The 13,085-nt window shown below is 63.4% G+C and carries 12 protein-coding genes and 1 tRNA gene; 4 read left to right on the forward strand and 9 right to left on the reverse strand.

Going from position 1 to position 13,085, the window contains the following annotated elements; translation table 11 throughout:
* Nucleotides 1–29 precede the first annotated feature (29 nt).
* A complete protein-coding gene (locus tag AC066S_RS13545; protein ID WP_126257063.1) occupies nt 30–515 on the forward strand; it encodes a Crp/Fnr family transcriptional regulator in 486 nt (161 codons plus the stop codon).
* On the opposite strand, the gene AC066S_RS13550 is transcribed toward AC066S_RS13545, so the two are convergent.
* A complete protein-coding gene (locus AC066S_RS13550) occupies nt 454–1,281 on the reverse strand; it encodes a metallophosphoesterase family protein (RefSeq protein WP_478269916.1) in 828 nt (275 codons plus the stop codon). The genes AC066S_RS13545 and AC066S_RS13550 overlap by 62 nt on opposite strands.
* Nucleotides 1,282–1,491: 210 nt before the next feature.
* On the opposite strand from AC066S_RS13550, the gene AC066S_RS13555 reads away from it, so the two are divergent.
* Together AC066S_RS13555 and AC066S_RS13560 are read left to right on the forward strand one after the other, a co-directional pair.
* Nucleotides 1,492–2,178, forward strand: a complete 687-nt coding sequence (locus tag AC066S_RS13555) for a DNA-3-methyladenine glycosylase I (RefSeq protein ID WP_478269917.1) — start codon at nt 1,492–1,494, stop codon at nt 2,176–2,178.
* A gap of 209 nt (nt 2,179–2,387) precedes the next feature.
* Nucleotides 2,388–2,681, forward strand: a complete 294-nt coding sequence (locus tag AC066S_RS13560; protein WP_094976171.1) for a hypothetical protein — start codon at nt 2,388–2,390, stop codon at nt 2,679–2,681.
* A gap of 117 nt (nt 2,682–2,798) precedes the next feature.
* Here the strand turns inward: AC066S_RS13560 and AC066S_RS13565 are convergent, their stop codons facing one another.
* Both AC066S_RS13565 and dinB read right to left on the reverse strand, forming a co-directional pair.
* Nucleotides 2,799–4,211 (reverse strand): sensor histidine kinase, encoded by a 1,413-nt coding sequence (locus AC066S_RS13565; RefSeq protein WP_478269918.1) that lies wholly within the window; start codon nt 4,209–4,211, stop codon nt 2,799–2,801.
* 105 nt (nt 4,212–4,316) lie between these two features.
* Nucleotides 4,317–5,417: a DNA polymerase IV gene (gene dinB / locus AC066S_RS13570; RefSeq protein WP_478269919.1), complete on the reverse strand. Its 1,101-nt coding sequence runs from the start codon at nt 5,415–5,417 to the stop codon at nt 4,317–4,319.
* Nucleotides 5,418–5,460: 43 nt separating this feature from the next.
* On the opposite strand from dinB, the gene AC066S_RS13575 reads away from it, so the two are divergent.
* The gene (locus tag AC066S_RS13575; protein ID WP_126257067.1) at nt 5,461–5,904 is read left to right on the forward strand and encodes a TspO/MBR family protein; all 444 of its coding nucleotides are present in this window, start codon (nt 5,461–5,463) and stop codon (nt 5,902–5,904) included.
* 347 nt (nt 5,905–6,251) lie between these two features.
* On the opposite strand, the gene AC066S_RS13580 is transcribed toward AC066S_RS13575, so the two are convergent.
* The 6 genes from AC066S_RS13580 to AC066S_RS13605 all read right to left on the reverse strand — a co-directional run bounded on the left by AC066S_RS13580 (nt 6,252) and on the right by AC066S_RS13605 (nt 12,962).
* A complete protein-coding gene (locus AC066S_RS13580; RefSeq protein WP_478269920.1) occupies nt 6,252–7,049 on the reverse strand; it encodes a DUF1269 domain-containing protein in 798 nt (265 codons plus the stop codon).
* Between the two features lie 74 nt (nt 7,050–7,123).
* Nucleotides 7,124–7,276, reverse strand: a complete 153-nt coding sequence (locus AC066S_RS13585; protein WP_164718527.1) for a hypothetical protein — start codon at nt 7,274–7,276, stop codon at nt 7,124–7,126.
* A gap of 74 nt (nt 7,277–7,350) precedes the next feature.
* The gene (locus tag AC066S_RS13590) at nt 7,351–8,133 is read right to left on the reverse strand and encodes a Crp/Fnr family transcriptional regulator (protein WP_135169065.1); all 783 of its coding nucleotides are present in this window, start codon (nt 8,131–8,133) and stop codon (nt 7,351–7,353) included.
* A 443-nt stretch (nt 8,134–8,576) separates the two neighbouring features.
* Nucleotides 8,577–8,653: transfer RNA gene (locus AC066S_RS13595), tRNA-Arg, on the reverse strand.
* Nucleotides 8,654–8,715: 62 nt separating this feature from the next.
* Nucleotides 8,716–9,840, reverse strand: a complete 1,125-nt coding sequence (locus AC066S_RS13600) for a GGDEF domain-containing protein (RefSeq protein ID WP_478269921.1) — start codon at nt 9,838–9,840, stop codon at nt 8,716–8,718.
* A complete protein-coding gene (locus AC066S_RS13605; RefSeq protein WP_167767457.1) occupies nt 9,840–12,962 on the reverse strand; it encodes a bifunctional diguanylate cyclase/phosphodiesterase in 3,123 nt (1,040 codons plus the stop codon). The genes AC066S_RS13600 and AC066S_RS13605 overlap by 1 nt, the downstream gene beginning before the upstream one ends.
* Nucleotides 12,963–13,085: the final 123 nt, after the last annotated feature.

The raw sequence follows: 13,085 nt of genomic DNA on the forward strand, positions 1-13,085 counted from the left end.
TATCGTCCCGCGGCGGGAGGTTTCGCACCATGCGCGCAGTCCTCAATTATTGCACCGGCGGAACGGAACGGCAGCTTGCCGCCGGCACCATCATCGTCGCCGAGGGGGGCACTTCCGGCCATCTCTTCGTGCTGATGCAAGGCAGGCTCGAGGTGCTCAAGGGTGAGATGGTGGTTGCCACCGTCACCGAGCCTGGCGCGGTGCTGGGTGAGATGTCCGTGCTGCTGGGCCAGCCGCACACCGCAACCGTACGGGCCTGCTCCGACGCGATCGTCTACGAATTCGAGGATGCGGCCTCGTTCCTCGAGAAGGAGCCGGGCGTGGCGCTGCTGATCGCAAAAATGCTGGCGCAGCGGCTCAACGTCGCCAACACCTACCTCGCCGATCTCAAACGGCAATATGCCGGCCACGGCACGCATCTGGCCATGGTCGGCGAGGTGCTCCAGAGCATGATCAACCTGCCGCCGCTTGAGGTTTCGCCAGGCTCGGATCGGCAATCCGATCCAAGAATGTGAGCCAGTCGGGCGGCGCCTCGATGGGGGCGGCGGGCCGCCGCAGCGGCGCATTCAGGTCGATCCACTGCGCCTCGCCGGCCGCCAGCCAGAACGCCTTGTCGGTATCGAGATCGAGCACGATGTAGGTTGGGGGACGGCCGGGTTGCAGGCCCGTGTTGAAGACCCAGGTCTGGCCCAGCCGGTCGAACCACGATCCATTGCTGATGAAGGGTGATTGATGCACATGGCCCGAGATCACCATCGACGGCTGGTATTGCATGATCCACTGCACCAGCTCGACGTCGCCGAAGAAGCGCTTGCCGCCCCAGCTCGTCGGTGAATCCGCCGGCGGCGCATGATGCGCCCAGATCCAGCGCTGCGGCCTGACGGCCGCGACATCGCGCAACTGCTCGATGAGGCGTTGCTTGACCTGAGGTCCATCCCACCACGGGCACACGGTGAACAGGGTATCGCCGACCGTAAGGCCGTCGCCGTCGCAGGCGATGCCGAGCTCGCGCACCTCCGAGATCCAGCGCGAAACCTTCTCACCTTCGGCGTTGCGCCCGTCGAGATCGTGATTGCCGGAGCAGAGGATCACGCGGGTCGTCGCGGCCAGCAGCGCGAGGTACTTCTTCACCACCACGATCTGGGCGCGGAAATCGACCATCGAGCCGACGTCGAGTGCGTCGCCGGCGAAGATCACGAGGTCGAATCGCGGCGCCGCGCTGACCAGCCAGTCGAGCTGAGGCAGCGAATAGTGCAGGTCGGCCACGACCAGGCAGCGCATGGAAAATCCAACGGCCAGAGATCAAAATGTCAGGGAATTCCAAAAACGGCATAAAGCAAGAAGCAGACCAGCCCGCCCGCCCCTTTGCGTCAATCCTATGAGCGACAGCATGCTGCGTCCCGTCGCAGAGCGCAAGGGGCGGCAATGCGGGGGGCTGGACCGGATCGCCGAATTCTGGTGTCGTGGCCTGCCCTCAACGCCTGTGTTCACATGACCCCCTTCAAGACCATTCGCGCCCGCGCCGAGAAGCGCAAGGGCGGGCCCAAGGCGCTGGACAAATTGATGCCGGCGAAGCCCGACCTGAAGCGTCTGGCCAAGCTCGGCGACGATCGCATCCTGGCCGAGATGACCAAGCGTGTGTTCTGCGCCGGCTTCGCCTGGAGCGTGATCGATTCGAAATGGGAAGGCTTCGAAGAGGCTTTCCTGCATTTCCAGCCGGCCAAGCTCAGTTTCCAGCCGGAAGACTATTGGGAAGGCCTGTTGCGCGATGCCCGCATCGTGCGCAACGGGGCCAAGATCATGTCGGTGCGCGACAACGCCGCTTTCGTTCAGGAGATCGCGAAGGAGCACGGCAGCTTCGGCAAGTTTCTGGCGAAATGGCCTTCGTCCAACCAGATCGGCCTGCTCGATCTCCTGACCAGGCGCAGCAGTCGTCTCGGCGGCAACACCGGCCAGATGCTGCTGCGCTTCGTCGGGTGGGACGGCTTTGTGACGTCCAAGGACGTCGTCGTCTGCCTGCGCGACGCCGGTCTCGACATTGCAGAAGAGGTCAAGTCGAAGGGCGATCTCGCCAAGGTGCAGGCGCAGTTCAACGCCTGGGCCGAGGAAACCGGCCTGCCCTACACCCACCTATCGCGCATTTGCGCGCTGTCGGTGGGCGAGAACCGCAGCGAATAGTCGGTGAGCGCAGCTCACGTCCAGATCGTGTGAATCCTGTGGCGATCTCGTGCCGTGAGTGCGGCAGATGCGACGCGCGATCACAAAATACATTTCGCCGGAACATTTGTCCGCAGCACCTGTTCGGGCTTGAGCCAGGCGGACAAAGGCGCAGGGAACGCGTGCTTCCGCTCAAGGCCAATGAAACCGGACACAGAACGGAGCAGCTCATGAAGCTCACATCCGAACAGGTGAAGCAGACCGTCAACCAACTCGGCGCTCAGGTGCTGCCCGACGAACATCCCGCCATGCCGCAGCTCAACAGCATGTTCGGCGAGCACACCTTCTTCGTCGACGAAATGGGCCTCAAGGTGCTCGAGCCCACGCCTTCTCCCGGCGCCGATCGCCAGAGCGGCGAAGTCGTCAGTCTCGCCGATTGGGGCGATTCCGACCTGACGCGCCTGATGGCGCATGAGCCCGAACCGACCGGCGTGATCGTGGTGTTCGAGCACGTGAGGCATTGAGCGGCCCGAGCAGATCGACTTTCATCGGTGGCGGGCCTGAAAATCCGTCACCGACAGTCGCACTCACCGGGCGCTCTGTTTTCGCCTTTCGAGGCGGCTCCAACATGGCCGCGGGCGTCACGCCTGCAGTGGAATCTCGATGGCGATCTGAGTCCCCGGACCCGTCGTGCTCTCGAGCCGCAGGCGTCCGTTCAGCGATGAGGCCACCAGATTAAAGGCGATGTGGAGCCCCAGGCCGGCATGGCCGCTCTCCCGACCAGTCGTGACGAACGGATCGAAGATCTGCGCCTGTAGTTTTTCGGGAATTCCGACGCCTTCATCAGCGCAGACGAGGCGGACGGATGTCGGGTCCGGCTGGCTGACCGTGATGACGAACCGGCCGCCTCTCTTGTCAGGATAGGCATGGCTTGCGCTATTGAGAGCGAGATTGCTGATCACCTGAGCAAGCGCTCCGGGGTAACTGTTGAGCTTGATCCCCGCCGGGCATCGGACCTCGACCGTCAGGCCATGATGCGACAGCAATGGCCCGAGCTTGGACATCAACTCCGACAGCCAGTCCTTGAGCTCGAAGGTCCGTCGGTCCTCGTCGGCCTGATGGACGGCGACCTGCCTGAAGCTGTGCACCATCTCGGATGCGCGGTGCAGATTGTCGAAGGTCAGATCGAGCCCCTGCTTGAGCCTGTCGATGCCCTTGGTCAGGTCGGAACGCCGGACCGAGGCTCCGCCCAATGCATCAGCCATTGTCTGCAGATCGGTCTGCATGGCGGTCGAGGTCGTCAGAGCGAGGCCGAGCGGGGTGCTGACCTCGTGCGCCACACCGGCCACCAATTGGCCGAGCGAGGCGAGCTTCTCCGCCTGCACGAGCTGCTCCTGGGTCGCGCGCAGATCGCGCAGCGATTTCTCCGAGCGTTCCTTTTCCCGTTGCAGCGCCTCCGACGTCCGGAATTGTCTTCGCGCCCGGTACTCGCGCGCAGCCACGGCGTAGAGCGACAATGCGTAGGCGTTGCCGACGAGAGAATGATTGATGAAGCTCAGCCCGGTCGGCATCGTCGTCGCGAACGACTCGGCGACCAGCAGTGCCACCCACGAGAGCAAGCAGAAAATCGCCAGCGAGCCGATCCGCAACGGCAGCATGGTCGAGACGAACAGGATGATCATCATCATGCCCGGCGCGGCAAAGGTGAAGCCCGACGGCAGCACGTGATAAATGCTGGGCAGGATGCAGCCGGGAATGACGCAATAGACGAGGAAGATCGTCTCTGCCCACGGCTTCATCCATCGCCGCGACAGCAGCGCCGTCAGCGGCAGCAGGATAAAGACGGCCGTGCCGCCGCGGATTGCGAGCGTGATCGGAACCACTTCGGGGTACAGCACCCAATCCCAGAGCGTGTAGCCGGCATAGGTGGCGGCGCCGAGCAGCATTGCGATCTGCGTCCATCCGAGGCTGCCCCGGACATATTGGTCGACAAATCGCCGCTCCTCGATGCGGTCTTCGAAGCGCAGTCCGAGGCGTATCAATAAGGCAAGCATTCCAACATCAATCGCGAAAAGTCCTGTTTGACGTCTCTACGACAGGTTTTGCGGCGCGTCGCCGAAAAAGATGTCGCGTTCGCCGAAGCGGCCCTCCGGCCGGATTCAGATCCCGAGCGTCAACTGCGGCTCCGAATCGCCGCCGACCTGGAGCGAGGACAGCGAGACCCCCAGCAGCCTGACGCGCTTTCCCAGCGGCATCTCGGCCTCGAGCAGGCCGCAGGCCAGCCGCTCCAGATCGTCCCGCCCCCCGACCGGCGCTGCGACGGACCTGCTGCGCGTGATGATCTCGAAGTCGGCGAACTTGATCTTCAGGGTGACGGTGCGGCCGCGATTGCCGGTCGCCTCGCAATGGCGCCAGACCTTGTCGACGAGAGGCCTGAGCTCGGCGGCCAGCGCATCATATTCGGCGAGGTCGGTCGAGAACGTGTTCTCCGCGCCGATGGACTTGCGAATCCGGTTGGCCCGAACCGGCCGTTCGTCGACGCCGCGCGAGATCCAGTAATAATAGGCGCCCGACTTGCCGAAATTCGCATTCATGAATTCGAGCGTCTGGTTGCGGATGTCGAGGCCGGTGAACAGGCCGAGCGAATTCATCTTCGCCGCAGTCGCCGGCCCGATGCCGTGAAACTTGCCGACCGGCAGCGTTTCGACGAAGGCCGGTCCCATCTCCGGCGCGATCACGAACTGGCCGTTGGGCTTGCGATGATCGGAGGCGAGCTTGGCCAGAAACTTGTTGTAGGAGATGCCGGCCGACGCGTTGAGGCCGGTCTCGGCCTTGATCTTCTCGCGGATCCGCAGCGCGATGTCCCGCGCCAGCGGGATGCCTTGGAGATTTTCCGTCACGTCGAGATAGGCCTCGTCGAGTGACAACGGTTCGATGATCGGCGTGTGCTCGGCGAAGATGTCGCGGATCTGCCTGGAGATCGCCTTGTAAACCTCGAAGCGCGGCCTCACGAAGATCAGATCGGGACATTGCCGCTTCGCCGTCACCGACGGCATGGCGGAGCGAACGCCGAACTTGCGCGCCTCGTAGCTCGCGGCCGCGACGACGCCGCGCTCGGCGGAGCCTCCGACCGCAACCGGCTTTCCGCGCAGCTCCGGATTGTCGCGCTGTTCCACCGACGCATAGAAAGCATCCATGTCGATATGGATGATCTTGCGCACCGGCGAGGCCGCGCCGGTCACCGTGTCGGATTCGCTCATGGAAAGATGATACAATTGCGCCATGAGAAGCGCGAGGTGAGGGATGCTGCAGCTGTTGGCCTTCGTGGTGGGCGTGGTCGGCATCGGCTGGCTGATCGGCGCGACCAATCTCCCGGGCGAATGGTATGCGGGCCTTGCCAAGCCGGATTTCGTGCCGCCGAACTGGGCGTTTCCGGTAGCCTGGACCGTCCTCTACGTCATGATCGCAATTGCGGGCTGGCGAACCTTTCGACGCGATCCCTCGGGCAAAGCGATGCTGGCCTGGGCGACGCAACTGGCGCTCAATTTCGCCTGGTCGCCGGTGATGTTCACGATGCACCGGATCGGCGCCGCACTCGTCATCCTGATCTGCCTGTTCGCCGCGATCGTGACCTACATCGGCCTCGAACGGTCACGCGACCGCCTGGCGGCGGCGCTATTCGTGCCTTATGCGGTCTGGGTCGCGTTTGCCGGCGTGCTCAATGCGGCCATCTGGCGTTTGAATTGAGATTTCGGCCTCGATCGAGCCTGCCGCGAACGGCTTGGCATTGGACCACGGACTGGCGTCCGCCTTCGACCAGATCCAAGTGATCTCGATGCCGGATCAAGAGCCGCCGTGAATACGGCGGCAGGGCTCGCGCACCACGGTCGATGGAGATGGCACTACTCGTTCGCCGTGACGCTATGAAGACGCCGACGCTACGATCGGAAATCGCAAGCGGCGGTAGCTGTCCACAACTTGCAGGTCGGTGCCGCCAAGGGCCATAGCATATTATGCCATTCTTTTTTCAACTGGGAGCGGCAAAGAGGGCTTTGCCGCTCCCAGGAAAGATCATCCCTTCAGCCTGGGGTTTCTCACGCGGCGAGCGCTTCCTTGATCAACGCACCTGCTTCCCTCAACTTTGCGACGCGCCGGTCATGTTCGGTCCGCAACGCGGCGAGCCGTTGCTTGATACGCGCCTTGGTTTCCTCGCTCGCTTTTGCGACCTGCCCATTCAAGGCGCTGATCTTCGCGTCGGTGTCTTTCTCGAGCTTTTCAAGTTTCGTCTGCGCCTGGCTGGACAGCTCGTTGAGCTTGGCCTTGACCTCGTTGATCCTTGCGCGGAGCTTGACCTTGGCGTCTGCGCCGGACTGAGCTATTTCGGCCTTCAATTGTCCCAGTTCGGCCTTTCGGGCGGCAGTTTCCTTCGCGATCTGAGCGTCCTCGAAATCCGAACGCCATTCGCGCGCTACAGATCCGCCGATTGCCTCCATGCGCGTATCGAGCGGCGTGACCCATTCTTCATCGACTTCGGCGATGACGGCCGTCTTGCCCGGAGCGAGCTCACGGGACACCTTGTCAACGAAATCGGCGCCGACCCCGATGTTGATGAGGTCCCCGATACTTCCCAGCATCATGCCGGCGGTCATCCCGACAACGACACCAGCCGGGCCGCCAAGCAGGCCAACCAGCGCGCCGACCAGAGTGCCGAGCGCCGTGCCGGTCAGATCGTCCGGCGCCTCCTTGATCGACACCTGTCCGCCGGCGTCCTTGGCGATGACGGCGAATCCGTAGAGCGTGAGCTCACCTTCTGCATGGAGTTCCTTCAAGGCGTGCGTACCTTCATACGCTTTCGCCTCGGTGCCAAATGTAGTTACGACAAATCTGCTCATCACTGCTTGCCTTTCCGTTGGGTTGAATTCCACCTGGTAAACTCCCGGGCCTCAGGCTGCGTCTAGCCTTGACGCTAACTTTTGCCTGAGAGGCGTGCGCCGGCACGAATGCGGGGCCGGTCCAGCTCGCTCGCGCCGCCCTGGGCGACGAACAGCGCCCAGCAGGTCTGCATCGTTTCTTCGACTTGATGGCGCAACTGGTTAGCCTGAACATCGATGGAAGCCATTCCAGTCTCGCTTGATCAGACGTGTTGCAGGGTGCTCACCGGCCTCGCCGGCTTAAAAGCGCAGCGGAAGGAAGTTAGCGGCGCCGCACCTTGGTGTTCTGTCCGACTTCGAACAGTTGGGCCGATTTCTTCGCTGGCAGGAATTCGTCGAGTTCGGTCTGCATTTCCCGATAGCATTCACAGGAAGCCGCCTCGAGACCGGGCCGGTCGGTTATTATCACTCTGCCCCGCTTGTGCTCGATAAGTCCCGCCTTGACGAGCGAGGCCATGGCGACCGAAACGCCTGCGCGCTGGTAGCCAAGCATCATCGCAAGATCCTCATGGGTCAGCGGAAAATCATCTGACAGGGCATGGTCATGAGCAATCAACAGCCAGCGGCAGCACCGCTGATCGAGATGATGCAGTCGAATGCAGGCAACGTGCCGTGCAACTTCCTTAAGGCCGAAGCGCACATAGGCCTGCATCAATTCGCGAAGCGGCCTATCCCCCTCCATCTCGTGCATGAGGACCTCGCGCCTGATGCGGATCGCCATACCCGGGATCCGGACTGCCGTATCGACAAGTGACCGGTCCATGCCGAGCAGCGTGACGAACTCGGCGATGCCCTCGATTCCGATTGCTGCGATCTCGACAACCCGGCCATCTCTCACTGCCTTGGTTGCACAAACCAATCCCCGGTTGATAAAATGGATGTGCGTGATCGGCTGTCCTGCGGTCTCAATGTGCTCTCCTTTGGAGAGAGCTACTGGTTCAGACGCCTTTAGCAGCCGGTCTAACGTCGCGGGAGACAGCGCAAGCAGGAGCCGGTTGTTGATTCCAAGCCTTGTGTGAACTGGAATGATCGAGGCCGTGGGCATGAGGAAAGTGCCTTCTCACGGCGGCTCACCGCTGAGCGGTGCGTAGTTTGCCCGACCTGAACCCGAGACGCCGTTGGTCTGGTCCATGCAATGTCGTCGAACGTCTATTCTTGGCCGGAAAAGCAGAGCACGGCTGCTCCGGTCGTCGGTTGATTTGGATCAAGTCGCATTGAGGGGCCAGCTTCGCCAATTCGAGGCAATGCTCGTCAGTGTCGTCCCGAATTCCGCATGATTCAGGCGCCCCTGCTGTTCAGATCACACTGGACTCGCGACACTGCATCGTGGCTTTGGCCTACAGCCAATGGGATTGGCCGCAAAATTTGGGTCGACGCCAACTTGCTACGTCAATCGGCTCCTCTTGAGAAAACTGGTCAAAAGGTTGCAGGTTGCTTACCCGGTGCGAACGGCAGGATTCGCCACAAGCCGTAATGTCTTGAAAAAACTGGCGCACCCGACACGATTCGAACGTGTGACCTTTGCCTTCGGAGGGCAACGCTCTATCCAGCTGAGCTACGGGTGCTAGTCGAGGTTCATTTAGCCGATTGGCGAGGGGGGAGCAACCGCTTCTCGCCGCAACGGGTCTTACGCCGATTTGCGCCGGAAAAGGCCCGGAACCGATGCGGTCTGCCGGCCGAGGCTGGAGAACTCGGCCAGCACCCGTTCGGCGCTGATGACGCGATTGCGGCCGAGCCGCTTGGCGACATAGAGCGCCTCGTCGGCCGCACCCAGCAGCCGGTCGGGGCCGCTGTCTCCCGCGCCGGGAATCTGGCTGGCGACGCCGACGCTGAGGGTGACCTGGTCGCCGGCGCCCGCGGCGCCATGGGCGATCGCTAAGGCCGTGACCGCGCCGCGGATCTCCTCGGCGATGACGCAGGCGCTGTGGCAATCCATCTCGGGCAGGATCAGCGCAAACTCCTCGCCGCCGTAGCGGCCGGCGAGATCGAGCGGGCGCACGGCATGCCGGCTGACGACGGAGGCGACCGCGCGCAGGCATTCATCGCCGGTCTGGTGGCCGTGATGGTCGTTGAACAGCTTGAAATGATCGACGTCGGCGAACAGCAGCGCCAGCGGCCTCTGCGTGCGGTGGGCGCGGGCCCACTCCGTCACCAGCGTCTGGTCGAACGCACGGCGGTTCGACAGGCCGGTCAGCCCGTCCTTGGTGGCGAGCTCCTTCAGCGCCATCTCGGCGCGCTTCTGATCGGTGAGGTCGCGCAGCGTCTCCACCACCGCGATCAGATGGCCGGCCTCGTCGTGGATCGGGCCGGCGTCGATGGCGAGATAGAGCTGGTCGCCGAGCTTCGGCATCGTGCACCAGTTCTCCGCGGAAAAGCCGAGGCCGTTATTGCCGCGCGCGGCATATTCCGAATAGAACTCCGGAAGCAGCTCCGGCCGGTCGAGCGCGACGAGGTCGGCAAGGCAGGGGCGCCTGGTCTCGTAGAAACCCTGCCAGTGCTTGTCGGTGCCGATCACCTCCGAGGCGGCGAGGCCGGTCAACCGCTCGCAGGCCCTGTTCCAGATCACGACGCGGCGCTTCGGGTCGATCACGAAGGTCGGCACCACCAAATGCTGCATCAGCCGCACGGCATAGGAATCCGCGACGTCGACCGATTTGGCCGAGATCTTCGAAGACTTGGCCGAGGACTTGGCCGACGTCTTTCCCGAACTTCTTCCTGGCGTCCTGCTCGGCGGCTTCAATGGCTTCGCCATCAGGCCACCGCCGCCACCGGCAGGGCTCCAGGCAAGCCATCGCTCGGGCCGAACAGTTTACGCACCTCGGCGGCCGGTTTCGGCGGGCTGAATAGATAGCCCTGCATCTGCGTGCAGCCGAGTGCGCGCAGCATCTCGCGCTGCGCCTCGGTCTCGACGCCCTCGGCGACCGTGGTCATGCTGCTTGCGGCGGCGATGTTCACCACCGCCTGCACGATCACGGGCGCACCGCTGGTCTCGGCGATGTCGGCAACGAAGCAGCGGTCGATCTTGATCTTGTCGAACGGGAAACGCTTGAGATAGCTGAGCGAGGAATAGCCGGTACCGAAATCGTCGAGCGCGATGCGCACGCCGATCGAGCGGAGCTGGTGCAGGATCGAGAGCGCTGCCTCGTCGTCGCGGATCAGCACGGCCTCGGTGATCTCGAGCTCGAGGCGGCGCGGGTCGAGGCCGGAGGCGGCGAGTGCGCCCGCGATGCGAAGCGCCAGCGTGTCGCATTTGAGCTGCACCGGCGACACGTTGACCGCGACGCGGATCTGCGTCGGCCAGGTCGCGGCCTCGTTGCAGGCCATGCGCAGCACCCAGTCGCCGAGCTCGGTGATCAGGCCGGTGTCCTCGGCGACCGGAATGAACTCCGCCGGCGACACCATGCCCCGCTCGGGATGGCGCCAGCGCAGCAGCGCCTCGCAGCCCGAGACCTCGCCTGAGCGCAGGTCGACCAGCGGCTGATAGTGAATCTCGAAGCCGCCGTCCACCAGCGCCTGCCGCAAATCCTGCTCCATGCTCAGGCGCGCCCTGGCGCAAGCATCCATTGCCGGCTCGAAGAAGCGATGGGTGCGGCGCCCTTCGGCCTTGGCACCGTACATCGCGAGGTCGGCGTTCTTGACGAGCTGGTCGAGATCGGTGCCGTCCTGCGGCGCCAGCGCAATCCCGATGCTCGCGTCCGTCGAGAGCTGATGGCCGAGGCAATGATAGGGCTGCCGGATCGCCTGGTAGATCCGGGTCACGAAGGACAGCACCTCGGCGGAGGATTGGATCCCGGTCTGGATCACCGCGAACTCGTCGCCGCCCAGTCGTGCGATCAGATCGCCCTGCTTGAGACAGCCGCGGAGACGGCTTGCGATCGCCTTCAACAGCTCGTCGCCGACATGATGACCGAGCGAATCGTTGATGCCCTTGAACTCGTCGACGTCGATATAGAGCAGTGCGAACTGATCCCCGCCCGCGATCTTCGCCAGCTCGCGTTCGATCTGCTCGCGGAAAAGCGTCCGGTTCGGCAGGTCGGTCAGCGCATCGTAATGCGCCATATGCTCGATCTTCTCGTCGGCCCGGCGCCGCTCGGTGACGTCATCGACGACATTGATGAGGTAGCGCGGCTCGCCGGACTTGTCGCGAATTCCGATCCGGGTCGAGGTGATAAAGCGTAGTCCCTTGGTCGGGCTTTGCCAGGCATGCTCGTCCTTGAACAACCCGTTCGCGACTTGCAGCGCCCTGCTGTCGTCCTCGGTGATGATCCTGGCAGCCTCGTCCGGGTAGATCTCGAACGGAGTCTTGCCGACGATCTCCTCCCGCGACAGGCCGAATTGCTCCTCGGCGGTCCGATTGACCAGCAGATATTGCCGCGTCCGGGCGTTCTTCACCGTGATCTGCGAGGGGATGTGATCGATGATCTCGCGCAGGAACGTGTAGTTGCGGTCGCGTTCCTGCTCGAGGTTACGCCGCTCGGTGATCTCCTGGATCGTGGCCACCCAACCGCCCTGCGCGAGCGGGGTGTTGATGATCTGGAAGGTGCGGCCGTTGGGCAGCTCGTGGAGCCGGGTGGAGACCGTGCCTTCGGCGACGACGCGCATCACGTCGGCGCAGAATTCCTCGACGTCGCCGCCGAACGCGCCGCGTTCCTTGCGATGATGCATCGCCTCGCGGATGTGGCAGCCGGGCTTGATGACGTCGTGAGAGAGACCGAACATCTCGGCGTAACGGCGGTTGCAGGTGACGATGTAGCCGCCCGCGTCATACAGGATCAGCCCCTGGGTCATGTTGTTCAAGGCGGTGTCGAGCCGCAGCCGCTCCGCCTCCAGCCGTTTCTGCGCCTCGCGGTTCTGCCGGTTGATCTGGCGAATGATCAGATAAAGGATCACGGCAATGACGGAGGCCGAGAGCGTCGCCGTCATGACCATGAAACCGGTCTGCTGTCGCCAGTCCGCCAGCGCCGCGGCTGTCGTGTTGGTGGCGATGATGACGAGCGGGAAATGCGTCAGCGATGCGGCCGAGCCGAGTCGGTCCTCGCCGTCGATGGGACTCTTGCCGCGGAGCGTCAGCTGTCCGCCCTCGGCCAGCATCTTCTGCATCAGCGGCGCGTCCTTGAAGTTCCGCCCGATCAGCTCCTCGCGATGCGGATGGCGAGCCAGCATCGTGCCCTCGCGATCGAACAGCGAGATGGCCGTGCCCTCGGCAAGTGCGACGGATGCGAAATAGTGCTGGTAACTGTCCGGATCGATCCGGCGGACCATCGCGCCGAGGAAGGTGCCGTCCGCGCCGTTCAAGCGGCGTGCGACGACCGTGGTCCATTTGTTGATGATGAAGCTGCGGACGGATTCCAGCAGCACCGGTTCGGACCGCGGATTGGTCTTGAACGTCTGGAAGTAGGCCCGGGACGAAATGTTGATCTTGGGCAGCGGCTGGGCCCGCGACCAGTTGATCAGTTCGCCGTCGGCATCGTAGATCGCGATGTCGCCGAGATAGGACACCGGGCTGATCTTGCCGCGCAGCATCTGGTGCGCCGCAGGCCCGGACATGCGCTCGCGGAACATCGCCGGGGAGGTGATCTCCGCCGGATTCATCTGCGCGATCAGATCGACGGCGACGACGTCGGAATCCTCGAATTGCTGATCGAAGTGCCGCGCGATCAGCTTCACCGTGTTTTCCAGCTCGCGCTCGCGATTGGCCAGCGTGCGCTCGCGAAACTCGCCGACGGCCATGGCCGTCGCGCCGAAGATGCCTGCGACCAGCAACACGCCGCACAGGGTCAACCACAGGACCGGACCACGCCGCAGCAAGGCCTCCCAGCCGTTCCTTGCGGCTCGAGACATTCCGGTTGCCACCGTGGAAAAGACCTGGTGCATTCCCCCTCCCTGGAGGAACAGGAATACACCGCACAAATGGCCTAAACCTTAGGAAAGCCAGTTACCTAAGCATTAATCGGGTTGCGCGATCGCGTTCCTACGCAGCGGAGCGGGCATCGTGCC

The sequence above is a fragment of the Bradyrhizobium sp. CFUWI genome (assembly GCF_056429085.1).